The 22,250-nt window shown below is 74.6% G+C and carries 17 protein-coding genes and 2 tRNA genes; 11 read left to right on the top strand and 8 right to left on the bottom strand.

What is annotated here, in order from left to right; all coding sequences use genetic code 11:
- Window positions 1–172 precede the first annotated feature (172 nt).
- The 4 genes from ACFO4E_RS28885 (at window position 173) to ACFO4E_RS28870 (ending at window position 4,435) form a co-directional block, all read left to right on the top strand.
- Entirely contained in the window at window positions 173–367 is a 195-nt protein-coding gene (locus ACFO4E_RS28885; RefSeq protein WP_378580285.1) for a hypothetical protein, read from the top strand.
- Window positions 368–534: 167 nt separating this feature from the next.
- Window positions 535–607, top strand: a tRNA-Lys gene (locus ACFO4E_RS28880).
- A gap of 551 nt (window positions 608–1,158) precedes the next feature.
- Window positions 1,159–4,209: an AfsR/SARP family transcriptional regulator gene (locus ACFO4E_RS28875; RefSeq protein WP_378580283.1), complete on the top strand. Its 3,051-nt coding sequence runs from the start codon at window positions 1,159–1,161 to the stop codon at window positions 4,207–4,209.
- A 153-nt stretch (window positions 4,210–4,362) separates the two neighbouring features.
- Window positions 4,363–4,435, top strand: a tRNA-Lys gene (locus ACFO4E_RS28870).
- Window positions 4,436–4,585: 150 nt separating this feature from the next.
- Here ACFO4E_RS28870 and ACFO4E_RS28865 read toward each other — a convergent pair.
- Window positions 4,586–5,317 (bottom strand): helix-turn-helix domain-containing protein, encoded by a 732-nt coding sequence (locus ACFO4E_RS28865; protein WP_378580281.1) that lies wholly within the window; start codon window positions 5,315–5,317, stop codon window positions 4,586–4,588.
- 60 nt (window positions 5,318–5,377) lie between these two features.
- On the opposite strand from ACFO4E_RS28865, the gene ACFO4E_RS28860 reads away from it, so the two are divergent.
- Window positions 5,378–6,247 (top strand): NAD(P)H-binding protein, encoded by an 870-nt coding sequence (locus tag ACFO4E_RS28860; RefSeq protein WP_378580279.1) that lies wholly within the window; start codon window positions 5,378–5,380, stop codon window positions 6,245–6,247.
- A gap of 69 nt (window positions 6,248–6,316) precedes the next feature.
- On the opposite strand, the gene ACFO4E_RS28855 is transcribed toward ACFO4E_RS28860, so the two are convergent.
- Window positions 6,317–6,856: a methylated-DNA--[protein]-cysteine S-methyltransferase gene (locus ACFO4E_RS28855; protein WP_378580277.1), complete on the bottom strand. Its 540-nt coding sequence runs from the start codon at window positions 6,854–6,856 to the stop codon at window positions 6,317–6,319.
- 83 nt (window positions 6,857–6,939) lie between these two features.
- The gene (locus ACFO4E_RS28850; RefSeq protein WP_378580295.1) at window positions 6,940–8,412 is read right to left on the bottom strand and encodes an AlkA N-terminal domain-containing protein; all 1,473 of its coding nucleotides are present in this window, start codon (window positions 8,410–8,412) and stop codon (window positions 6,940–6,942) included.
- A 388-nt stretch (window positions 8,413–8,800) separates the two neighbouring features.
- Here ACFO4E_RS28850 and ACFO4E_RS28845 point away from each other — a divergent pair, with 388 nt between their 5' ends.
- Entirely contained in the window at window positions 8,801–9,208 is a 408-nt protein-coding gene (locus ACFO4E_RS28845; protein WP_378580275.1) for a YidB family protein, read from the top strand.
- 149 nt (window positions 9,209–9,357) lie between these two features.
- On the opposite strand, the gene ACFO4E_RS28840 is transcribed toward ACFO4E_RS28845, so the two are convergent.
- From ACFO4E_RS28840 to ACFO4E_RS28825, 4 genes are read right to left on the bottom strand one after another with little or no spacing between them, the layout of a single operon-like run.
- Window positions 9,358–10,203: a carbohydrate ABC transporter permease gene (locus tag ACFO4E_RS28840; protein ID WP_378580273.1), complete on the bottom strand. Its 846-nt coding sequence runs from the start codon at window positions 10,201–10,203 to the stop codon at window positions 9,358–9,360.
- Window positions 10,200–11,135 carry a carbohydrate ABC transporter permease gene (locus ACFO4E_RS28835; protein WP_378580270.1) on the bottom strand — a complete coding sequence of 312 codons (936 nt, stop codon included), beginning with the start codon at window positions 11,133–11,135 and terminating at the stop codon, window positions 10,200–10,202. Before ACFO4E_RS28835 ends, ACFO4E_RS28840 begins: the two co-directional genes overlap by 4 nt.
- 17 nt (window positions 11,136–11,152) lie before the next feature.
- A complete protein-coding gene (locus ACFO4E_RS28830; protein WP_378580268.1) occupies window positions 11,153–12,496 on the bottom strand; it encodes an ABC transporter substrate-binding protein in 1,344 nt (447 codons plus the stop codon).
- Between the two features lie 60 nt (window positions 12,497–12,556).
- Window positions 12,557–13,567, bottom strand: coding sequence for a LacI family DNA-binding transcriptional regulator (locus tag ACFO4E_RS28825; RefSeq protein WP_378580266.1), 1,011 nt, complete (start codon window positions 13,565–13,567; stop codon window positions 12,557–12,559).
- Between the two features lie 139 nt (window positions 13,568–13,706).
- On the opposite strand from ACFO4E_RS28825, the gene ACFO4E_RS28820 reads away from it, so the two are divergent.
- From ACFO4E_RS28820 to ACFO4E_RS28805, 4 genes are all read left to right on the top strand, one after another.
- Window positions 13,707–14,765: an ADP-ribosylglycohydrolase family protein gene (locus ACFO4E_RS28820; RefSeq protein WP_378580264.1), complete on the top strand. Its 1,059-nt coding sequence runs from the start codon at window positions 13,707–13,709 to the stop codon at window positions 14,763–14,765.
- The gene (locus ACFO4E_RS28815) at window positions 14,762–15,808 is read left to right on the top strand and encodes an ADP-ribosylglycohydrolase family protein (RefSeq protein ID WP_378580262.1); all 1,047 of its coding nucleotides are present in this window, start codon (window positions 14,762–14,764) and stop codon (window positions 15,806–15,808) included. Before ACFO4E_RS28820 ends, ACFO4E_RS28815 begins: the two co-directional genes overlap by 4 nt.
- Window positions 15,809–16,019: 211 nt before the next feature.
- Window positions 16,020–16,160: a hypothetical protein gene (locus ACFO4E_RS28810; RefSeq protein ID WP_378580260.1), complete on the top strand. Its 141-nt coding sequence runs from the start codon at window positions 16,020–16,022 to the stop codon at window positions 16,158–16,160.
- 477 nt (window positions 16,161–16,637) lie between these two features.
- Window positions 16,638–18,131 (top strand): carboxylesterase/lipase family protein, encoded by a 1,494-nt coding sequence (locus ACFO4E_RS28805; RefSeq protein WP_378580259.1) that lies wholly within the window; start codon window positions 16,638–16,640, stop codon window positions 18,129–18,131.
- Between the two features lie 52 nt (window positions 18,132–18,183).
- On the opposite strand, the gene ACFO4E_RS28800 is transcribed toward ACFO4E_RS28805, so the two are convergent.
- On the bottom strand, window positions 18,184–20,931 hold the full coding sequence (locus ACFO4E_RS28800) for an AfsR/SARP family transcriptional regulator (RefSeq protein ID WP_378580257.1): 2,748 nt from the start codon (window positions 20,929–20,931) through the stop codon (window positions 18,184–18,186).
- A 191-nt stretch (window positions 20,932–21,122) separates the two neighbouring features.
- On the opposite strand from ACFO4E_RS28800, the gene ACFO4E_RS28795 reads away from it, so the two are divergent.
- Entirely contained in the window at window positions 21,123–22,022 is a 900-nt protein-coding gene (locus ACFO4E_RS28795) for a M23 family metallopeptidase (protein WP_378580255.1), read from the top strand.
- The last annotated feature ends 228 nt before the right edge of the window (window positions 22,023–22,250 follow it).

The raw sequence follows: 22,250 nt of genomic DNA, 5'->3' as shown, positions 1-22,250 counted from the left end.
GGGCCGGGCGGGGCATCGCCCGAACAGGGCGGCGGCGCGGGACCCGACGCGCTCCTCGGCCGCCCGCCACGTGCTCTCCGGGGGCGCGGGGGGATCGGCGGATGACGCGGATCATGATGACGGGTCCGGATCGGGGGACGCGCAAACGGGTCAGAGTCGCTAGTGTCATCACATGCCCGACAACAATGTGAACGAAGAGCAGCAGCCCGACCCCGCGGGGTCGACCACCATGTTCCGCCGCTTCGTGGCGGACAACAACGAGCCCGAGGTCGCGCCGAGGCGGCCCGTCACCCCCTATGTCCTGGCCGCCGTGGGCGCGCTGGTCGCCATCGGCCTGATCGTCGCCGTGGTCGTGATGTGGTCCTGATGCGCCCCCGGGCGCGGCCGGAACCGCCGGACCCCCACCTCGCATGGGCGGGAGTGGGGGCCTATGCCCGGAAACGGTTCGCGGCCGCCGTGCGGTGCTGCTAGGCTTGCACACGTCGGAAGGCAGGGCGGTCCCGCCCCCACCGGCAGGCGGTCACAGCACGCCGCGCGCCATTAGCTCAATTGGCAGAGCAGCTGACTCTTAATCAGCGGGTTCGGGGTTCAAGTCCCTGATGGCGCACAAGACGACCCCAGGTGGATCTCCACCTGGGGTTCTTCGTGTCCCGCGGGCGCTTCGCGCCTCCGCCGCACGCCGGGCCGATACGAAACGACCCCGGCGGGCATCCGCCGATGCCCGCCGGGGTCCTCTGCCTGGTCTCGTGTGCCGGAACGGGGACCGGCGGTCGACCGCCCCATGATCGATGTAACGCCCCGGTGATCATGGGACGGCCGCCCGGTTGTACCACCCTCGGCTTCCACGGCCCGGCTTGTGCCAGGCCGCCGTCCTTGGAAGGACGAGGGTGCCATCTTCCCGCCGTTACCCGACCGTCTCCGGTCGGGCACCGACGCGGGTTTCTGCGCGAAAGCCCTCTACTTTGCGCCCGTTATCCATCAGGCTGGACCCGTCCGGCTGGAAAACGGTTGGAAGACGGTTGAGGGCGAACCCGGATTCCTGCAAGTCTGGTCGGCGGCGCCGTTCGGCGCCCGCGGCCGTGCGACCGGGAGGGTATCGGCGGCCGACGGCACTCGGCCGATGGCGCAGGCTCGGCATCGGTCCCAAGGAGAGACCACATGGAGTTCGAGGTCCTCGGGCCGCTACAGGCGAGTGACCACGAGACCGCGGTGCGGCTGTCACCCAAGCTCGCCGGCCTCCTGGCGGCACTGCTGTGCCGCCCCAACGTCATGGTCCCCGGGGAGCGCCTGATCGACGCGGTATGGGGGGAGAAACCGCCCCCGTCGGCCGTGAAGAGCCTCCAGGCATACGTGCACCATCTGCGCCAGGAACTCCGCGACCCCGGCAGGGTCGAGCGCGGGGCCGCGGGCTACCGGCTGATCGTCCGGCCGGGCGAGCTCGACGCGGACCGGTTCGAGCAGGCGGTCGGGGACGGACGGCACGCCCTCGCCGAAGGCGACCCCGAACCGGGGGTGGACCTCCTGCGCGACGCGCTATCGCTCTGGCGCGGGCCCGCCTTCTCCGGGCACGAGGCCATGCCGCTCGTGCGCGAGGAGGCCGCCCGCCTCGACCAGCTCCGCCAGACGGTCATGGAGGAGCGCTTCGAGGCCGAACTCGCCCTGGGCCGGCACGGCGGCATCATCGCCGAACTGGCCGCGCTGGTCGCGGAGTACCCGTTCCGCGAGCGGCTGCGCGCCCAGCTGATGATCGCCTTCTACCGGCTGGGCCGGCCCACCGAGGCGCTGGAGACCTTCCGTCGCGGGCGCGAGGTGCTGGTCGGCGAACTGGGCCTGGAACCCGGCCGGGAGCTGACGCGGCTGGAACAGGCGATCCTCAACAACGACCCGTCGCTGGACGCGCCCGCCACCGTCCCGCGGCGCCGCGCCGCGCCCGGCGGCGGTCCCGCCGCCGAGCCCGCCGGGGTTCCGGTCCCGGCCCAACTGCCGCCCGACATCGCCGATTTCACCGGGCGCGCCGACCTCATGGCCGCCCTCGCGGAGCGGCTGGCCGGGGCCGGACCCGGTACGCCCGGCCGGACGGTGGCGGTCACCGCGATCGCCGGCATGGGCGGGGTCGGCAAGACCGCCCTCGCGCTGCACGCGGCCCACGCCCACGCCGACGCGTTCCCCGACGGCAGCCTCTACATCAACCTGCGCGGAGCCGAGGCCGACCCCGTCGACCCGGCGCAGGCCCTCTACGGGTTCCTGCTCGCGCTGGGCGTGGAGGGCTCGGCCGTGCCCGAGTCCGTTGAACAGCGCTCGGCGCTGTTCCGCAGCCGGCTGGCCGACCGCCGGGTGCTCGTCGTGCTGGACAACGCGGCCTCCGAGCGGCAGGTGCGGCCACTCATCCCCGCGGGGGCGGCGTGCGCGGTGCTGATCACGGCGCGGACCCCGCTCACCGGGCTGGAGGGCGCGCGCCTGATCGACCTGGACGTCTTCGACCCGCCCCAGGCGGTGGAGCTGCTGGCCCGGGTCGCGGGAGCGCAGCGCGTCGCCGCCGAACCCGAGACCGCGGAAGAGATCGTCCGGTTGTGCGGCCGCGCCCCGCTGGCGGTCCGCATCGCCGGCGCGCGGCTGGCCGGGCGCCCGCAATGGACCCTGGACCGCCTGTCGCGGCTGCTGGGCGACGAACGGCGCCGGCTCGACGTCCTCGCCGCCGGCGACCTCGCCGTGCGCGCCAGCTTCGCGCTGAGCTACGCCGGGCTGGCCCCCGCCACCCGGCGGGCCTTCCGCCTCATGGGCGCACTGGAGGTCACCGACGTCGCGTCCTGGGCCGCGGCCGCCCTCCTCGACACGACCCTGGACGACGCCGAGCAGCACATAGAGGCGCTCGTCGACGCGCGGCTGCTGGACATCGCCGGGACCGACACCACCGGCGAGCTGCGCTACCGCATGCACGACCTGGTGCGCCTGTTCGCGCGCGAGCGCGGAGAGGACGAGGACGCCCCCGAGGAGCGCCTGTCCGCCCTGGCGCGGGTGCTGGGGGGCTGGCTGTGGCTCGCGGAGCAGGCCACCGAGTACATCCCCGGTCCCTGCTACGCGACCATGCACGGGCCGGCCCCCCGCTGGCCGCTGCCGACGGCCCACACCGCGGCGCTGCTCATCGACCCGATGGCCTGGTTCGACGCCGAGTCCGGGCACATGGCCACCGCGGTCGGCCACGCGTGCGCCCTCGGCCTGGACGAACTCGCCTGGGACCTCGCCGGCTGCCTGGAGAAGTACTTCGACGTCCGCGGGCGCTTCGACGACTGGCGGTTCACCCACGAGAGCGCGATCGCCGCCTGCCGGGCGGCCGGCAACGTGCGCGGCGAGGCGGTCCTGCGCCGCGGCATGGCCGACCTCATCACCTGGACCACGCCCCAGGCCCCCGGCGACGCCATGGCGGGACTGTTCGAGCAGGGCCAGCTGGTCCTGAACCTCTTCCAGTCGGTCGGCGACCGGCGGGGGATGGCCGACGCCCTGGTCATGCGCACCTGGGGGCTGATCTCCCGGGGAGCGCTGCGCGCGGCGGGGGAGGAGGCCGAGGCGGCGCTCGACCTCGCGGAGTCCGAGGACTACCTCGGCGGCCAGGCCCGCGCTTACCAGGTGATGGCGGTCGCGGCCTACAGCGACGGCAAAGCGGGGGTCGCGGTCACCCACCTGACCCGCGCGCTGGAGCTCGCGCGGCTGCTGGGCAACTCCCGCTTCGAGGCCACCGCCATGCAGTTCCTCGGCGCCGCGCAGTGCGAGGCGGGCCAAGTGGAGCCGGGCCGCGACAACCTGCTGAACTCCCTGGCCATGACGCGGGCGATCAAGGACCGCTACGCCGAGGTGTTCTCCCTGCTCTACCTCGCCCGGCTGCACATCCGCCTCGGCGAGCCGGGGGCGCTGGCGACCGCAGAGGCCGCGGCCGACCTTAGCCGGACCCACGGGATGAACCACCACCTCGCCGACGCCCTGGGGCTGGTCGGCGAGGTCCTGCTCGAACAGGGGCAGGTGGCCCAGGCCGTGGCCCGGCTGGAGGAGTCGGTCCGGGTCTGGCGCACGCGCGGCTGGCCGTCCTTCATGATCCCGGTGCTGCGCACCCTGGCCCGCGCCCACCGGGCTGCGGGCGACCACGCCGCGGCCCGCGCCGCCCTGGCCGAGGCAGCCGCCCTCACCACCCACCCCGCCGAGGCGGGGGCCGACTGAGAGCACTCGGGGCACCCGGCACACGGCGGACGCCCCGGCGTCCGCAGGGGCGGACGGCCCGCCGCGCCCACGGCGCCGGCCCGTTCCGTGGGCGGAGGACCTCCGGAGATCCGGTAGAGTCGTCTCCGTCGCCGCAGCGCACGCGCGCGACACGCGCCATTAGCTCAATTGGCAGAGCAGCTGACTCTTAATCAGCGGGTTCGGGGTTCAAGTCCCTGATGGCGCACCCCTCTTCCACCGCGAAACCCCGGGCCGCCGCCGTCGGCGCACACCGGGGTTTCGGCGTTCCCGGCCCCCGCGACGACCCTTCGCTGTGCGGCGGCCGGCCCCGTCCGGCACGACGTCCGCCGTGCGCGCGGCCGCCGGAACCGGCCGGTCAGGATGTGCCGCAGTGGACGTCGGGCGACACGCCGCCGGCGAAGAACACCGTCGGCGGGACCCCCATGAGGGACCGGAACTCCGCTGTCATGTGCGAGTGATCCGCGTACCCGGCGGCGAGCGCGAGTTCGGACCACGGCCGGGTCGTGCCGTGCTCCAGCACGGTGCGGACCCGGTCGATGCGGGCGAACCGCTTCGGCGCCACGCCCACGCCGTCGGCGAAGAGGGTGCGCAGGTGGCGTTCGCTGATGTGCAGCCGGTCCGCGCTCGTGCGGACGCCGGCCGCGGACACCATCCCGGCGGCCTCGCCGACCAGGTCGCCGCGCACGTCCGGCCCGCCGCGCGCCGCCGCGACCAGCGCCCGCGCGAACGCGTCGGGATCCGCCGGCAGGCCGGCCAGCGGATCGGCGGAGCCCCACAGCTCGCTCAACGGCACGACTTGGTCGACGAGGCCGCGCAGCGAGCGGCCGAGCAGCCGCCGTGCCCGTCCGGGGCGGACGCGGACCTTCAGGCAGGACGGGCCGGGAGCGCCCGTGAAGTAGAGCGCACGGGTCCGCGGCCCCATGACCACCAGCCGGGGGGACTCGCCCGGAGCCGACCGCAGGGTCAGCGTCGTGGCGTGGTCCGGTTCGTCGACCACGACCGTGTCGGCATCCGCGTGCAGTGCGGTGATCTCGGAGATCCACGGGCGCAACTCCGGCGCCACGCCGATCGGGCGTCTCTTGAGCACGCTCCAACTGTGCCGGAACTTCATAGAGGGGGCTAGTGCGGTCCTGCGATCGTCTCTCGCATGATCCTTGTCACGGGTGCCACCGGCACCACCGGAAGTGAAGTCGTCCGTCGTCTGCTCGAACGGGGCGAGAAGGTGCGCGCGATGAGCCGCCGCGGGGTGGCGGTACCCGGCGCCGATGCGGTGCGGGCCGACTTCGCCGACCCGGCCTCCCTCGCTCCGGCCGTCGCCGGAGTGTCGGCCGTCTATCTGGTGACCGCGCCACCCGAGCCGGTCGTCGACCACGACGCCGCCCTCGTCGAAGCGGCCAGGGCCGCGGGGGTCGAGCGCATCGTCAAACTGGGCGCGATCAGCGGCGGCGAGCCGGGCACCTGGCACCGGCGCTGCGAACAGCCCACGCGGGACAGCGGCCTGACCTGGACCGTCCTGCGGCCGGCCACGTTCGCGTCCAACATGCTCCCCTATGCGCCGATGATCGCCGGCGGGCTCCCCTTGCCGGACTGGACCTCGGGCGGCGCCGTCGGGATCGTCGATCCGCGGGACGTCGCGGCGGTCGCGGTGGAGGCGCTCACCACCGGGGGCCATGCCGGGCGCGCGTACACCCTGACCGGTCCGGAACTGCTGACGTTCGCACAGCAGGTCGCCGTGCTCCAGCGGGTGCTCGGCACCGGGATCGGGACCAGGGACGCGACGATGGACGACGCGCGCACCATGATGCTCGACAGGGGGATGCGTCCGGACAGCGTCGAGGAGTCCGTCGCCGGGATGACCCGGCTGGCCGAAGGCGGGTACGCGGTCCTGACCGGCGACGTGTCCGCGGTCCTGGGCCGTGCCCCGGGGACCTTCGCCGCCTGGGCGGCGGACCACCGGCAGGCGTTCGGGGGCGCCGGGGGGACTCGCGGCGCGCCGTCCGCCGCCGATACGCCGTAGGCGGGCACGGTGCCGCCCGGCCGCCCTGCCCTGCCCTGTCCCGGCCGACGAGGCGCGGGCCGGGCGGGTTCAGAACAGCAGCCCCGGCGGCGGGGACGCGTCGGTGGGGCGGGAGCGGCGTTCGAGGGCGAGGAGGAAGCGCTTGCGGTCCAGGCCGCCGCCGTAGCCGGTGAGGGAGCCCGCGGAGCCGACGACTCTGTGGCAGGGGACGATGATGCCGATCGGGTTCTTCCCGTTGGCCAGGCCCACGGCGCGTGACGCGCCCGGGCTGCCGATCTCCTCGGCGAGGTGCCCGTAGGTGATCGTCTCGCCGTAGGGGATGGTGAGCAGGCCGGCCCAGACCCGGCGCTGGAACGGGGTCCCGTGGAGGTCCAGGGGGAGGTCGAACCCCGCCGGGGCGCCCGCGAAGTAGGCGGTGAGCTGTTCGGCGGCCGTCGCGAACACCGGCGTCGTCGCGGGCGCGCGGTCGCCGAACGCCTCCTGCGGCGGACGGTGCCGCTGGTCCTCCATATAGAGGCCGGTCAGGCCGGTGGCCGACGCCACCAGGGTGAGCGGCCCCACGGGACTGTCGATCAGGGCGTGTGCGCGGGTCGCGGCGGCGGAGGCCATGCGGAGGTCCTGTCTGCGGTCGTCGGGGCGTCGGCGTTCGGGTGTGGGTGCGGGAGCAGGTGCGGGAGCGCGGGCGGCGGGGGTCATTCGGCGGGCAGGCGGTTGATGGCGTGGGTGCCCGTGGCCCACAGGTACTGCGTCGCGTAGGCGCGCCAGGGGCGCCAGGCCGCCGACCGCCGGGTGAGGGCCGCCGGGGTCGTCGGGAGCCCGAGCTCCTGGGCCGCCCTGCGGATGCCGAGGTCGGTGGCGATGAAGGCGTCGGGGTCGCCCAGGGCGCGCATCGCGATCGACTCGACGGTCCAGGGGCCGACGCCCGGGAGGGCGGCGAGCCGGGCGCGGGCCTCCGCGCGGTCGGCGCCGACACCGAGGTCGATGGCGCCGTCGGCCAGGGCCGTGACCAGCGAGGTGAACGTCGTCCGGCGCGTCTGCGGGAACGCCAGCTCCGCCGGGTCCATCCGGGCCAGCGCGCCGGGGGCGGGGAACAGGTGGGTCAGGCCGCCCGCGGGGTCGTCGAGCGGGTCGCCGTGGGCGGTGACCAGCCGCGCGGCGTGGGTGCGCGCGGCGGCGGTGGACACCTGCTGGCCGATGACCGCCCGCACCGCGAACTCCGGGCCGTCGGCGCTGCGCGGCACCCGGCGGCCGGGGGCCTTGTCCACGAGCGGCGCCATGACCGGGTCGGTGCGCAGCTGGCCGTCGACCGCGACGGGGTCGGCGTCGAGGTCGAGCATCCACCGGCACCGGCTGACCGCGATCGGCAGGTCGCGCAGGTCGGAGAGGGTCAGCGTGCAGGCGACGTGCTCGGGGAGCGGGCGCAGCGCGGCGATGCCGTGGCCGCTGGGGAGGCGCAGGGTGCGCCGGTAGGCGCCGTCGCGCCACTCCTCGACCCCCGGGACGGCCGTGGCGGCGAGGTGCCCGAAGAGGTTGTCGGGGAAGAGCGGAGCGCGGAAGGGCAGCCGCAGCGACAGCGTCCCCGGCCCGGCGGGCGGCCGTCCGCCCGCGGTGCGGTCGCGCAGCTGTGTCGGGCTGAGTGCGAAGACCTCGCGCACGGTGGTGTTGAACGCCCGGATGCTGGCGAAACCCGCGGCGAACGCGACATCGCTCATCGGCAGCCGCGTGGTCTCGATCAGCAGCCGGGCCGTCTGCGCCCGCTGCGCCCGCGCGAGGGCCAGCGGACCCGCGCCGAGTTCGGCCAGGAGCTGGCGTTCGACCTGGCGGGCGCTGTAGCCCAGGCGGGCGGCGAGCCCGGGCACCCCGTCGCGGTCGACGACCCCGTCGGCGATCAGCCGCATCGCACGGGCGACGACGTCGGCCCGGTGGTTCCATTCGGGCGACCCGGGGCTGGCGTCGGGGCGGCAGCGCTTGCAGGCGCGGAACCCGGCCTGCTGGGCGGCCGCGGCGCTCGGGTAGAACCGCATGTTCTCCGGTTTGGGCGGTACCACCGGGCAGCTCGGCCGGCAGTAGATGCCGGTGGTGACGACGGCCGTGAAGAACCATCCGTCGAATCGCGCGTCCTTGGACCGGACCGCCCGTACGCACTGCTCCCTGTCGTGGTGCATGCGTCCAGCATCGCCGATGCTCACCGCCGGGGACCGGCCGAAATCCGACATCACCCTGCGTGTCGCCGGCCGGTGCGGGCGCGGGCGGCGGAACTGCGTGTGGCCGACGCGCTGGCCGGTGAACTGCGCCGCCTGGGAGCGGGCGGATCCGACCCGGAACTCAGCGCGCTCCTGGCGGTCCAAGGGGTGACGGCGCAGATCCACGGTGCCGTACTCGCCCCGCCGCCCGGTCGGTCCCGGGCCGGTGCCGTCGACGCGGTGGTCCGGTTGGCGACCGCCGCCCTCGCGGGCGGCGGAGGGCGACCGGAGAAAGCACCGGCACCTTCGGTAGTTGACTCGTGACGTCTCGTGGTCAACGCTGGGTGTGGTCTGGGGGAAAGGAAGGGCCATGGCCGGAGGGAACGACCTGGGGCGCCTGCTCGGGGAGCTGCTTGATGCCGGGGACTCCGTCGAGGGGGACGGCGGCGACGAAGGCGGTCCGTCCGGCGACGTCCTCGGCGACCTGCTCAGGGAGCCCGGGGGGATCGGCGCCGCGCTCGGCGCCGAACTGATCGAGGACCTCATCCAGCAGCTGCGGCTCGGCGGGCTCGGCGAGCAGGCGCGCTCGTGGGTGAGCACGGACGCCAACGAGGCCGTCAGCGGTGAGGAGATCGCCCAGGCGCTGGCCCCCGAGGAACTCGACGAAGCCGCGGAGCGGGCCGGGATGTCCGCCGCCGAGGCGGCCGAACGGATCGCCCGGATCCTTCCCCAGGCGGTCGACGGGTACACCCCCGAAGGCGAGCTCCCGCAGCCGTAGCGGTGCCCGGCGACGCCGGCCCCACTCGCGGCCGCGCCGGTGTCGTCCGCGGCGCGCGCAGCGGATTGGACCCTGCTGTGCGAGCCGGCGGACCCGCACAGCAGGGAGGACGGCGCGCGCTGAACCCGGGCGCCGTCCGGGGGAGGGGGCTAGTTGGCCATGCCGGTGGAGGCGTAGCCGGCCACGAAGCGCCGCTGGAGCAGCAGGAACACCAGCAGCATCGGCGCGACCATGATCATCCCGGCGGCGCTGACGAGCGCGTAGTTGATCGCGTAGCCCTCCTGGAAGGAGAACAGCGCGATCGACGCGGGCAGCGACTCCCGGTCCTGGAGGAACGTCACCGCGAGCAGGAACTCGTTGTACGCCTGGAGCCCCGCGACCAGCGCGGCGGTCAGGATGCCCGGCCAGATCAGCGGGAGCACGATCCGGACGAACACCCGCAGCTCGCCGGCGCCGTCGATGCGGGCCGCCGCCTCGTACTCCGGCGGGATCGCGATCAGGTAGGAGCGCAGCAGCAGTGTCGCGAACGGGCTGTAGAGCGCCCAGTAGATGACGATCAGCCCGAACTGCGTGTCGTACAGCCCCAGCGTCGTCCACCACGACAGCAGCGGGACCAGCGAGAGCTGGATCGGCATCGTCGTGACCACGAGCAGGTAGAGCATGATCACGCCCGGCTTGGGCAGGTCCAGCCGCACCAGCGCGTAGGCGGCGAGGCCGGAGATCACGCAGACGCCCAGCACCGTGCCCAGCACGATCACCGCGCTGTTGAGCAGCCCCGTGTCCATCCGGGCGTCGGTCCAGGCCGTTGTGAAGTTCTCCCAGACGAACTCGCTGGGCCAGCCCAGCGGGGAGGCGCTGACCTCGGCGGGCGACTTCACGGCGCTCAGGAACAGCACCAGCATGGGGCCCATGGCGTAGACCGCCAGGACGACCAGCAGCAGGTGGACACCGGGCCGGGCGGCGGCCCTCCTCCGGGTGCGCGGCGGCGCGCTCATACGTCCCACCTCATCCGCTTGCGCAGGATCAGGTAACCGGTGACGGTGACCGCGCTGATCAGCGCCATGACCACGCCGATCGCCGATGCGTAGCCGGCCTGCTGCGAGCCGAAGGCCGTGCGGTACAGCAGGGTGCTGAGCACTTCCGTCGAGCCGGCCGGGCCGCCGTTGGTGAGGATGTAGACGTAGTCGAACACCAGGAACGACCAGATGATGGTCATCAGGAACAGGAACACGAAGGTGGGCCTGATCCCCGGCAGCGTCACGTGCCAGAACTCGCGCCACTTCCCGGCGCCGTCGAGGCGGGCGGCCTCGTACAGCGAGGAGTCGACGCCCTGCATCGCCGACAGGAACAGCAGCATCAGGAAGCCCCACCACTGCCAGTTGTTGATGACGGCGATGGACCCGAGGGCGAGGTCCCCGTTGCCGAGGAAGTTCACGTCCCCCGGAACGGGCAGTCCCATCCCGTGCAGGGCGCTCACGACGCCCTCATCGGGGTCGAGGAGCTGGCGCCACACGGACGAGGCCACGATCGTCGCGACCACATAGGGCACGAAGAACAGCAGCCGGAAGAGCATCTGGAAGCGCCGGATCTGCGAGAGCAGATAGGCGCCCAGCAGCCCCATCGCCATGGGGACCGTCAGGAAGAACGCCGTCCACAGCAGGTTGTGCCACAGCGCCGTGCGGAACCCGGTGTCGCTGAACAGGGCCGCGTAGTTGTCCAGGCCGATGAACGACGGCGTGCTGAGCCCGTCCCAGTCGGTGAAGGAGTAGGCCACCGACATCGCGGCCGGGCCGGCGATCACCATGACGTTGACGACGAACAGCGGCAGGATGAACAGCCAGCCCACCAGCCGCCGGCGGGGGCGTGCGCGCGACCGCGCCGGCGCGGGCTGCGCCGGTGCGCGGTCGCTCACGACAAGCAGACTCATCGGAGATCGTGTTCCCGTCAGCCCTCAGGGGTGAACGGCGTGGGGACCGCCCGCTCGCCGACCTCGGCGGTGAACTCCGCCGCCAGGCCCTCGCAGTACTCCCTCGGCTCGACGTCGCCGGTGATGACGCGGTCGAACTCCTCGAAGAAGTAGGCGTTGCTGCGCGGCGGCAGGAAGGTCCAGCTCGTGTAGCCGAGGTTGGCGCTCTCGGGGATCGACTCGTAGAGCCGGACCGAGCGCTCGTCGGCGTCCTCGGGGAACTGGTCGGCGGTGATGTTGACCGGGGGCGGGTTCTCGCCGGTGGCGGCGAGGTAGCCGAGCGAGCGCTCCGGGTCGTTGACCATGAAGTCCAGGAACGCGGCGGCGCTGTCGGCGTTCTGGGTGCTGGCGGAGATCGACAGGCTGGTGCCGATCGCCAGCGGGAACACCCCCGGCTCCACGTCGGAGCTGAGGGAGGGCAGCGGGGCCCAGTCCCACTCGGCGCCGTCGGTGAAGAACGTCGACATCGAGCCGAAGCTCCAGGTGCCGCTGATGTACATCGCGACGTCGCCGTTGGCCAGGCCGGTCAGCATGTCGGGGTCGGTGTTGGTGAAGTAGCGCTCGGTGTCGCCGCCCCACCACCCGTTGTCCAGCTGCTCCTTGTACATGGTGATCGCCTCGACGATGGCGTCGTCGTCCCAGTCCTGGCCGCTGGTCAGCGTCTCGTAGAGGGTGATGGGGCCGACCGCCATGTTGAGGAAGGCCGTGAGGTACCACTCGGTCTGCGCCTGGTAGCCGCTGTTGCCCGCGCCGACGGGGATGAGCCCTTCGCGCTTGGCGTCGGCGCACAGCGCCTCGAACTCCGCCTTGGTCGTCGGCGGCTCCCAGCCGTGCTCCTCGAACGTCGCCGGGTTGTAGTACAGCACCATCGACCCGTAGCTGGTGGGCAGCGAGTAGAAGGTGTTGTCGACCTGGCTCAGCTCGTAGGCCCAGGGCAGCATCGCGTCGCGCCAGCCGAAGGAGTTGGCGTAGTCGTTGAGTTCGAGGATCTTCGCCCCGGTCGCGTAGCCCACGACGGTCGACGGACCGGGGCTGTAGACGATGTCGGGGGCGTTGCCCGCGGAGACCGCCGCGTCGGTCTGCTGCGCCAGTTCGGTGAGCTGGCGGACGCTCATCTCGACCTGGTTCTCGTCGGAGAGGGCGTTGAAGGCGTCGATGTAGTTCTCGCGGAAGTAGTCCTCCGTCTCGGTGCTGGGGAACGCGCCCCAGTACTGCACGGTCGACGAGGAGGAGCCGCCGCCGCAGCCGCCGAGGAGGACGGCGCCGGCGAATGCCGAGCCGCTTGCCTGGAGGAAATTGCGGCGGGAGAAGTGTCGGGACATTAGTGCGCTTCCAATGGCCAGGGGATGTGACGGGTTACCCGGGGGACCGGGACGTGGGGTCTATGAGGACTCACGCGGGATGAGCCGGTTGGGCAGTACGACGTCGCGGGGCGGGCCGTCGTAGCCGTCGGCGAGCCGGTCCAGCAGCAGGCGGGCGCACGAGCGCCCTATCTCGCGGGCCGGGTTGTGCACGGTGGTCAGCGACGGCGAGAGCAGTGCGGCCGCCTCGATGTCGTCGTAACCGGTGAGGGCGATGTCGCCGGGGATGGACAGCCCCCGCCGGCGCAGCGCGTCCATGGCTCCGACCGCGATGAGGTCGTTGGCGCAGACGATGGCGTCGGGCCGGGCGTCGCCGCGCAGGAGGGCTTCGGCCCCGGTCATGCCGCCGTCGCGGGTGAAGGTCCCGGTGTGGACGAGGCGGCTGTCGTAGGCGAGGCCGGCCTCGCTCAGCCCGAGCCGGTAGCCCGCGATGCGCAGCCGCCCGGGCTCGGCGGTCTCCTCGCCGTTGATGAAGGCGATGCGCCGGTACCCGCGCTCCACCAGGTGGTGCACCACGCTCGCGACCCCGGCGGCGTCGTCGGAGCGGACGATGTCGCCCAGGCCGTCGTCGACCGAGCCGCTGAGGCGGATCAGTTTGGCGCCGGACTCCGCGATCCGGGTATGGTGCACCGAGGTCGCGAAGTGCGGCGCCATCACGATGCCGTCCATGCGGCGGTCGAGCAGGTGCTGGACGACCGCGTCCAGGCTGCGGACCGGGAGCGCGGCGTCGCTCACCGAGATCAGGTAGCCCTCCGGATGGAGGATGTCCTGCATCCCGGCGGCCAGCTGCGGGAAGAACGGGTTCGTGATGTCGGGCACCACGAGTGCGACGTTCTCGGTGCGCTGGATGCGCAGGCTCCGGGCGCTGGGGTCGGGCCGGTAGCCCAGTTGCCGGATGGCCGCCTCGACCTGGGCGCGTGTGGATGCCCGGACCGGGCGGTTGCCGCTGAGGACGTGTGAGACCGTGGTGGTGCTCACCCCTGCTGCGGCGGCGACATCGCCGATGCCGACGCGACCGCCTACTTTCGGCACGGACCGTCCTCCTACGCAAATCGTTTTGGCTTTTTATCAGACCCGATACTGCCGCCCATGGGCCGGGGCGTCAATACTGAGGGCGAAAGCGATGAACGTCCCCCTATGTCCCCTATGAGGTTATGAGTACGTGGACACCATGAACCGACACCGAACACCGCACGGAGCGCCGCCGACGGAGCGGCATCAACGGGCCCGCGGGGCGCTCCTCGGCCTGGCCGCCGGCGACGCGCTCGGCGCGCCGACCGAGGGCATGACCCTGGACGGCATCCGCGCGCTGCACGGCCGGGTGACCGGGTTCCTCAGCGAGGACGCGGCCGGTACCGACGACACGGAGTACGCGGTCCTGTGCGCCCGCGGCCTCCTCCGGCACGGCGCCGCACTGACCTCCGACGACGTCGCCGCCCTGTGGCTGGAGGCGGTCGAGGGGCAGGTGGGCGGCTTCTACGGGGCCGGGTTCAGCGAGATGGCGGCGATCGCCAACCTGCGCGCGGGCCTGCGCCCGCCGGTGAGCGGCGCCGACAGCTACGAGTCGTGGAGCGACGGGGCCGCCATGCGCGTCGCCCCGATCGGCGTGTTCCACGCGGGCGACCCCGAGGGCGCGGCGCGCACGGCCGCCGTCGACGCCCGGGTGAGCCACGCGCGCGACGGGATCTACGGGGCCCAGGCCGTCGCCGCGGCGGTCGCCGCCGCGATGACGGCGCGCGACCACGGCGAGGTGCTCGCGGCGGGGCTCGCGGCGCTGCCCGAGGACTCCTGGTCGGCGCGGCTCGCGCGCCGCGCCGTCGGCCTGGCCGAGCGGGCGGGCGGCCCGGAGGAGGCCGAGGCCGTTCTGTACCGCGAGATCCCGCTGTTCCACTACCCGTGGGCCGACGCCGCCCCCGAGGCCGTGGCGCTGGCGTTCGGGATCTTCGCCGCGACCGGAGGCGACCCCGTCGCCGGCATCCTCAGCGGGGTCAACATCGGGCGCGACTCCGACACCATCGCGGCGATGGTCGGCGCGATGGCCGGCGCGCTGCACGGTGAAAGCGCCATCCCGGACGATTGGCGCGAGCAGGTGACCAATGTCACCGGCCGCTGTATCACCGCCACCCGCGGTACCGACCTGGTGCGGCTGGCCGATGAACTGTGCGCCGCCGCCGCGGCGGCCGCGCCGCGGCGCGCCGGCGCACCGGACGACGGGAGCGTGACCCGATGACCGTGGACCGACGCGATGCCGCCCGCGGGGCGGTGCTCGGGCTCGCCGTGGGCGACGCCGCCGGGCTGCCGGCCTGGTTCCACCGCGCGGCCCGGTCGGGCTGGAGCCGGTCGATGCTCTGGCGGCTCTCCGCCGACCTCGACGCCCAGCAGGTCTCCCGGCCCCTCCTGCCGTTCAGCCCGGCGGCGACGGAACCCGAGCCGCTCTGCGGCACCGACGACACCGAGGCCATGGCCGTCGCGGCGATGGCGCTGCTCGACGGTGACGGACACGACGCCCCCGGGCTGTTCGCGGCCTGGCGCCGCTACTACGCCGAGGAGCCGGACGTCTGGACCGGGATCGCCGAGCGCTCGGCCATCCGCAACACCCGGGCCGGCCTCGTGCCGCCGGCGACCGGCGCGGACAACCCCGTCCACTGGGACGACGGCGCCGTGGCGACCGGCGTCGCCTTCGGTGTGCGCTACGCCGGCGACCCCGACGTGGCGGGCGGCGCCGCCGCGGGCTACGCGGGGATCACCCACGCCGAGGACGGCGTGTGGGCCGCCGAGGCGATGGCGCGCACCATTGCCGCGCTCGTCGGCGGCGCGGACCTGGAGGACGCCGTCGCCGCGGGGGTCGCCCGGGTCCCCGAGGACAGCTGGCTGGGGCGCAACCTGCGGCACGCGCAGCGGGTCCGCGAGACCGCGGAATCGGCCTTCGCGGCGGTGCCGGAACTGACCCGGGTCCTCAGCCCCGGCCGCTACAGCCATGCCGGAGTCGCGCCGGAGACCCTGCCGGTGGCCCTGGCCATCGCCCGGCTCAGCGGCGGCGATCCCGCCCAGGGCGTGCAGTCCGCCGCGCTCATGGCCCGCCAGTCCGACAGCGTGCCGGCCATGGTCGGAGCGCTGTGCGGGGCGGTGCGGGGAGCCGGTGCGCTGCCCGGATCCTGGGTCGCCGAGGTCGACACGGTGCGCGGCGTCCTGGTGCCGGCGGTCGCCGGGCTGAGCCTGAGCGACCTGGCCGACCGGCTGCTGCGGCAGGGGAGCCCGCTCATCGGGGGGTGAGCGGGCGGCCGGACGCATGGGGGCGGGCCTGGAGAGGAGGCCGCGCCCCCTTCGCGTCCGCGATGCGCGTTCCGGGGTGTTCGGGGTGCTCGTCCGAAATCTTCTTTCACCCTTCTGACCTGGGTTTTTAGGTCTAAACCGAAAGTCGTTGCCGGGTCGGCCGGGCGCGGGAAGAATCGGCGTGACGCCGGTTCCACGCAAGGAGGGGTCCATGGAGCGCAGCGTGTTCGGACGGGTCGGCGAGGTGGTGGCCGGGCACCGTGGCGTGCGGTGGGAGTTCGCGGGCGCGAGCCGCGCGGCAGGCGCGGCCGCCGTGGAGGGCGGGGTGCCCGCCCCGCAGACGGGCCGGTGACGGCCGAGGCGCGGCAGGCGCCGCCCGCTGTACCCGGCATGCCCGCCGGGGCCGCGGGGGCCGCACGGAAGGCGGTGCCCGGCGAGGCCGGCCGAAGGGCGGCGCCCACGCCGGAGCCGGCCGTCCGGCCGCGGGTCCGCTTCCGCCGCCTGCCCAACGGGGGGCGGACCGGCTGAGAAAGGGCGGCCGGCGCGGACGCGGCCCGCGCGCCGGGCCGCGTCCGCCAGGGCCGATGCCGTGAGCGGGGGCGGGGAAGGACGGGCCCCGCCGCCGCTCCCCGGGCCGTGCGCGGTCCGGAGCCCGCGGGCCGGCTCTCGGCGCACACCGCGTGTGCCGGGGGCCGTGCCGCGCGGCCGGGGAGCGCATCGGGAGCGGCGCACCGGCCGGATCGGCCGCGGCGGCGCGGCGGCCATGGCGGGCCGTGCACCGAATGTTACGTTAAGTGAAACCGCCCCCTCTGCTCTTCTGGGAGGGTTCATGGGCACGATCGTCCACACCTGCGGCGGCGCGGTCGAGGGCGTCGACGACGGCGGCACCACCGCGTTCCTGGGGATCCCCTACGCGGCGCCGCCCGTCGGCGAACTGCGGATGCGCCCGCCGCGGCCGCCCCGGCGGTGGACGGGCGTGCGCCCCGCCGACGGCTTCGGCCCCACGGCGCCCCAAAGCGCCCAGCACCCGCCCTACGACACCCTCTTCCCCTCGCCCGCCGTCCCCGGGGACGCGTGCCTGAACCTCAACGTGTGGACCCCCGCCGCCGACGACGGCGCCCGGCCGGTCATGGTCTGGATCCACGGCGGCGCCTGGAACGAGGGCTCCAGCGCCGCGCCCCAGTACAACGGGCGGACCTTCGCGCGCGACGGCATCGTGTTCGTCTCGGTCGACTACCGGCTGGGAGCCGAGGGGCTCCTCTACACCGGAGACGACGACGCCAACCGCACGCTGCTCGACATCCTCCTGGCGCTCAACTGGGTGCAGAACAACATCGACGCCTTCGGCGGCGACCCCGGGCAGGTGACCGTCGCCGGGCAGGCCGCGGGCGCCATGAGCGTGGCGGCCCTCATGGCCATGCCGCGAGCCAAGGGGCTCTTCTCCCGCGCGATCATGCAGAGCGGCTCGGCGGACTCCACCCTGACCCGGCGGCAGGCCCGCCGCATCACCCGGCTCTTCGCCGACGACCTCGGGATCCCCCCGACCCGGGAGGCGTTCGCGACGGTCGACCCGCAGAAGCTGGCCGACACCCACGGGCGGCTCGCCGGCGAGGTCGCCCCGTCGATCGACGTCGCGCTATGGGGCGGCGTCCTCGCCGACCGGATGATGCTGCAGCCCGTCACCGGCACCTCCTCGCTGCCCCTTCCGCCGGCCGAGGCCATCGCCCGCGGCGACGCCGCGCACATCGGCCTGCTCATCGGCACGACCACCGACGAACAACGGGCCTTCCTCGTGCCCGACGGCGGGATCGACCGCGTCACCTGGCCGGTGCTGATCGGCGTCGCCGCCGAATACGGGCTGGGCCCGCTCGGCATCCGGCACTACGTCGGCAACGGGCACGACCGCGTCCCCGGCGACCTGCTGGCGGCCATCGCCACCGACCGGTTCTTCCGCGTGCCCGGCGTCCGCGTGGCCGACGCGCAGGCCAAGGCGGGCGGTCCCGGGGTCTACATGTACGAGTTCGCCTGGCGCCCGCCGGCCTTCGAGGGCCGGCTGGGCGCCTGCCACGCCCTGGACCTCGCCTTCACCTTCGACCTGCTCGACGCGCCCGGTGTCGCGGCGCTGGCTGGCGACCGCCCCCCGCGGTCCCTCGCCGACCTCATGCACCGCGACTGGGTCTCCTTCGTCCGCGACGGCCGCCCGGCCGACGATGCCTGGCCGCGCTACGACGCGGTCGACCGCCCCGTGCGGGTCTTCGACACCGGCCCCGGCGTCGCCCATGACCCCTACGCCGACCGCCTGCGCTACTGGCACCACCGCTGACACCCGCGCGGGCCGTCCCGCCTCGGCGCGCGGATGCCGCCGGGACGACGGGTCAGCCGGTGTGCGTGGGCCGCGCGACGCGTGCGCCGCGCGGGCGGTCGGCGTGCGGGGCGCGGCCGGTGTGGACGAGGCGGGCCGTGCGGTCCATCACGGCGAGGGAGCCGGTGATCCCCTCGCGGTCGCCGATGTCGTGGAAGATGGCCAGCGCCGCGCGGAACCGCGCCATGGCCGCCGCGCGGGCCCCGTCGCCCGCGCGCAGCAGCCCGATCTCGTGCAGCACGTGGGCCTCCCGGTGCCGGTCGCCGGTGTCCCGGCTCAGGTCCAGGGCCGCCGACAGCCAGTCGAGCGCGGTGTCGCGGTCGCCGCACGCCCGCCACAGCCGGCCGATCGACGCCCGGATCAGGGTCTCCCCGTGGCGGTCGCCCGCCGCCAGCGCGCCCTCCAGCGCGCGGTGGCAGTGCTCCAGGGAGTCGGTGTAGCGCCCGCGCATCCGCGCCACCGTGGCCAGCCCGGTGAGCGCGATGGACTCCCCGTGGCCGTCGCCGCACTCGGCGAACATCCGCCGGGACCGCTCGAACAGGGCGGTGGCGCGCTCGTGGTCGCCCTGATAGGCCCGCAGCTGGCCCAGGCCGCGCAGCAGGGCCGCCTCGCCGCGGCGGTGCCCGGCCGCCTGCGTCGCCGCGAGAGCGGTTGAATGGGTGCGGTACCAGTCGCCGTAGTGCCCGTGCATGTCGAAGTAGGGCACCAGGGAGACGGCGAGCTCCCAGGCGTGATCCGCCAGTCCGGCGCCGGCGGTCCGGCCGACCGCTTCGACCAGTGCCGGGCGCTCGGCGTCGAACCAGGCCCGGGGCCGGTCCGCCGCGCGCCTCGCGGCGGTGCCGCCGGGCGGGCGGCGCCCGGCGCCGCCCAGGCGGGGGACGAATGGGCTCACCGGGATCCCCGCGTTGGCGGATTCGACGAGGGCGAGCCAGCCCCCCGCCAGGCGCTCCAGGGACGCGCGCCGCTCGGAGCGGGCGCCGGGCCGGTCGGCGAGTTCCCCGGCGTAGAGGCGCACGAGCCCGTGCATGGTGAAGCGGGGCTGGTCGATCGCGTCGACCCCGGCGGGCTCGATCGCGTGCGCCTCCACCAGCGCGTCCACCACGTCCTCGGCCTCCGCGTCGTCGCGGTCCGCCAGCGCCCCGATCGCCCATGTGGGCAGCGATGCCGTGGCCCCCAGCGCGCCCAGGGACCGGAACGCCGCCGCGGCCGGTCCGGGCAGGTCGCCGAAGGCGGCGGCGAAGCCGGGGCGCACCCCCAGCGCGGTCAGCCGGCGCGGTTCGTCGGCCAGCCGCTCGGCCAGGACGCCCGGCGGCCACGCGCGCCGGCCGGACAGCCGGCCCCCGGCCTGCCGGATCGCCAGCGGCAGCCCCCCGCAGGAGCGCATGATGGCCTCGGCCGCCGCGGGGTCGGCGGCGGCCGCGCCCGGCGCGGCCGCCGATTCCAGCAGGGCGCGCGATGCGGCGGCGTCGAGCATGCCGAGTTCCAGGAGGCGGGCTCCCGGCAGGTCGGAGAGCCGGCGGCGGCCGGTGACGATCACGGCGCACCCCTCGGTGCCCGGCAGGAGCGGGCGGACCTGGTCGGCGTCCGCCGCGGCGTCCAGGATGAGCAGCATGCGCCGCCCGGCCATCCGCGAACGGTAGAGGGCGGCGCGGGCGGCGATCCCCGCCGGCCGGGCGCGGCCCACGACGCCGAGCCAGCTCAGCAGGTCGCCGAGCAGGTCGTGGGGGGAGGCGGGCGCGTCGCCCGCCCCGCCGAGGTCGAGGTGCAACTGGCCGTCGGGGAACCGGTCGCGCAGTGCGTGCCCGGCGCGGGTGGCCAGCGCCGACTTGCCGACGCCCGGTGGCCCGGCGACGACCACCACCGCGGGGGCGCCCCGGCCGTCGCAGGCCAAGTGCCGCAGGTCGCGCAGCGCGGTGTCCCTGCCCTGGAAATCGGGCAGGTCGCGGGGGAGCTGGCAGACCGCGGGGACCACGTGCGGCAGGACCGACGCGAGGGCGGCCGCGACGGTCCCGGCGACGGGTTCGCCCCGCAGCACGGCGTCGTGGACCTGGCGCAGCTCCGCGCACGGCTCCACCCCCAGTTCGGCGACGAGCAGCCGGCGCACCTCGGCGTAGGTGTTCAGCGCCTCGGCGCGCCGGCCGGAGCCGTAGTGCGCGAGGACGAGGTGCAGCCACAGGCGTTCGCGGAAGGGGTGGTCGGCCAGGAGCGCGCGCAGCGGGGCGATGGCCGCGGTGTGGCGCCCCAGTGCCAGGTGCAGGGCCGCGTGCTCCTCGGCGGCTGCCACGTGGCGCTCGGTGATCCGCCCGATCGCGTCCTCCCAGGCGGCTCCGGCGGGCAGGTCGGCCAAGGGGCGCCCGCGCCAGTGTCCCAGCGCGTCGTCCAGCAGGCCGAGGGCGTCCTCGTGCCGGCCCGCCCCGCGTGCGGCCGCCGAGCGCCGCACGAGGTCGTCGAAGACGTGCAGGTCGAGTTCGCCGGGTTCGACGCGGATGGCGTAGCCGCTGGCTTCGGAGCGCAGGCGGTCGCCGCCGAGGGCGGAGCGCAGCGAGCTGGCGTAGGTGCGCACGTTGGCCACCGCGGAGCGCGGCGGGCGCCCGGGCCACAGCGCTTCGACGATGGTGTCCAGCGGGACCACCCGGCCGGCGTCCAGGAGCAGGGTGGCCAGCAGCATCCGCGGCTTGACCGCGTTGAGCCCCGCGGCGCCCGCCCCGGTGGGGATCCGCAACGGCCCCAGGACGCCGAACCGCGGTTCCGGATGAGACATGGTCGACCCTCCGTGACGGAACAGGTGCCCCCCGGGACGAAGGTACAGGGGAGGGCGGCGGAAGAAGAGGGGGCCGTCGCGGCTTTCGTCACGAATGCGGCTTCTTTGGTCCCGTTGCTCCCGCGGTCTCGCGATGTAGCGGCGCTGTATGTCCGGACGCGACTCTGTCGGCCATGCGGACGATGAGGCGGATGACAGCGTGGACGAAGGCGGCGGCCGCCGCCGCGACCGCGGTTCTGGTGGGCACCGCCTGGCTGCTCGCCGGGGCCGCCCCGGCCCAGGCCGCGGGGCCCCGGCCCGCCTTCCAGCTCCCGTTCCCCGCCGGCCAGACCTGGACCGGCGACTCCAGCGACAGCAGCGCCCACCGCTCCTATGAAATCGACTTCAACCGCGGCGGCACCCCCGACGCCGACCTCGGCGACACGGTGGCGGCCGCAGCGGCCGGGACGGTCATCACCTCCGCCCACCAGGGCGACACCAACGGCTACGGCAACCTCGTGGTCATCGACCACGGCGGCGGCTGGCGGACCTACTACGCCCACCTGCGCGTGCGGTCGGTGGCGGCCGGGACGGCCGTGGCAGCGGGACAGAAGATCGGCGAAGTCGGCGACACCAGCCGGCCGGGCAACGACATCACGCCGCACCTGCACTATGAGGTGCGCACCACCGACACCTCCTACCCCGCCAACATCGAGCCCGCCTACTTCAACGGAGCCCGCTTCGGCTACCCGAACCAGACGCTGACCTCGCACAACAGCGGCGGCGGCAACCCCTACACCGCGTCGGCGGTGTGCGGATCGGGCTACTCGGTCATCGACTCCCAGGCACTGGGCGCGGCCGGGACCGCCTATCTGCTCTACAACGCCGCCAACAGCAACAACTGCGCGGTCACGATCAAGGCGGCCTCGGTCGGCACCGCTTCGGCGACCTCGGCCTTCCTGGAGGTCCGGGGATCGGCCCGGGTCACCGACTCCGGCTCCTTCGCGTACTACGCCGGCCCGGTCCGCCGGGCGGCCCCTGCGACCTGCGTGCGCTGGGGCGGATCGGTGGGATCGCAGAGCTACACCAGCCCCTTCGAGCACTGCGGCTGACCGCCGCACCCCGACCGCGCCGCCACGAGGCGGCGGCGCACGGGCACGGCCGCCGCGGGGAACGGATGGCACCAGCCCCCGCGGCGGCCGAGCCCCCCACCCGGGCACGGCCCGGCGGCGCCGGGCCCCGGACCCGCGCCGGTGGGCGGCACGGTTCCAGGGGCCACGGCGTCGTCACAGTGCCTAGAGCCAACCGGACACTGAATCGGCCAGTTCACGGACGGTGGC

Source organism: Nocardiopsis mangrovi, assembly GCF_042653925.1.
Taxonomy (GTDB): Bacteria; Actinomycetota; Actinomycetes; order Streptosporangiales; family Streptosporangiaceae; genus Nocardiopsis_B; species Nocardiopsis_B mangrovi.
The sequence above is the reverse complement of the archived record's forward strand: the minus strand, read 5'-3'. Positions and strand labels throughout refer to the sequence as shown.

What these genes read in the sequence shown, in the direction of transcription:
- ACFO4E_RS28885 (WP_378580285.1), top strand. Translation starts at nt 173, where the DNA reads ATGCCCGACAACAATGTGAACGAAGAGCAGCAGCCCGACCCCGCGGGG.
- ACFO4E_RS28875 (WP_378580283.1), top strand. Translation starts at nt 1,159, where the DNA reads ATGGAGTTCGAGGTCCTCGGGCCGCTACAGGCGAGTGACCACGAGACC.
- ACFO4E_RS28860 (WP_378580279.1), top strand. Translation starts at nt 5,378, where the DNA reads ATGATCCTTGTCACGGGTGCCACCGGCACCACCGGAAGTGAAGTCGTC.
- ACFO4E_RS28855 (WP_378580277.1), bottom strand. Translation starts at nt 6,856, where the DNA reads ATGGCCTCCGCCGCCGCGACCCGCGCACACGCCCTGATCGACAGTCCC.
- ACFO4E_RS28850 (WP_378580295.1), bottom strand. Translation starts at nt 8,412, where the DNA reads ATGCACCACGACAGGGAGCAGTGCGTACGGGCGGTCCGGTCCAAGGAC.
- ACFO4E_RS28845 (WP_378580275.1), top strand. Translation starts at nt 8,801, where the DNA reads ATGGCCGGAGGGAACGACCTGGGGCGCCTGCTCGGGGAGCTGCTTGAT.
- ACFO4E_RS28840 (WP_378580273.1), bottom strand. Translation starts at nt 10,203, where the DNA reads ATGAGCGCGCCGCCGCGCACCCGGAGGAGGGCCGCCGCCCGGCCCGGT.
- ACFO4E_RS28835 (WP_378580270.1), bottom strand. Translation starts at nt 11,135, where the DNA reads ATGAGTCTGCTTGTCGTGAGCGACCGCGCACCGGCGCAGCCCGCGCCG.
- ACFO4E_RS28830 (WP_378580268.1), bottom strand. Translation starts at nt 12,496, where the DNA reads ATGTCCCGACACTTCTCCCGCCGCAATTTCCTCCAGGCAAGCGGCTCG.
- ACFO4E_RS28820 (WP_378580264.1), top strand. Translation starts at nt 13,707, where the DNA reads ATGAACCGACACCGAACACCGCACGGAGCGCCGCCGACGGAGCGGCAT.
- ACFO4E_RS28815 (WP_378580262.1), top strand. Translation starts at nt 14,762, where the DNA reads ATGACCGTGGACCGACGCGATGCCGCCCGCGGGGCGGTGCTCGGGCTC.
- ACFO4E_RS28810 (WP_378580260.1), top strand. Translation starts at nt 16,020, where the DNA reads ATGGAGCGCAGCGTGTTCGGACGGGTCGGCGAGGTGGTGGCCGGGCAC.
- ACFO4E_RS28805 (WP_378580259.1), top strand. Translation starts at nt 16,638, where the DNA reads ATGGGCACGATCGTCCACACCTGCGGCGGCGCGGTCGAGGGCGTCGAC.
- ACFO4E_RS28800 (WP_378580257.1), bottom strand. Translation starts at nt 20,931, where the DNA reads ATGTCTCATCCGGAACCGCGGTTCGGCGTCCTGGGGCCGTTGCGGATC.
- ACFO4E_RS28795 (WP_378580255.1), top strand. Translation starts at nt 21,123, where the DNA reads ATGACAGCGTGGACGAAGGCGGCGGCCGCCGCCGCGACCGCGGTTCTG.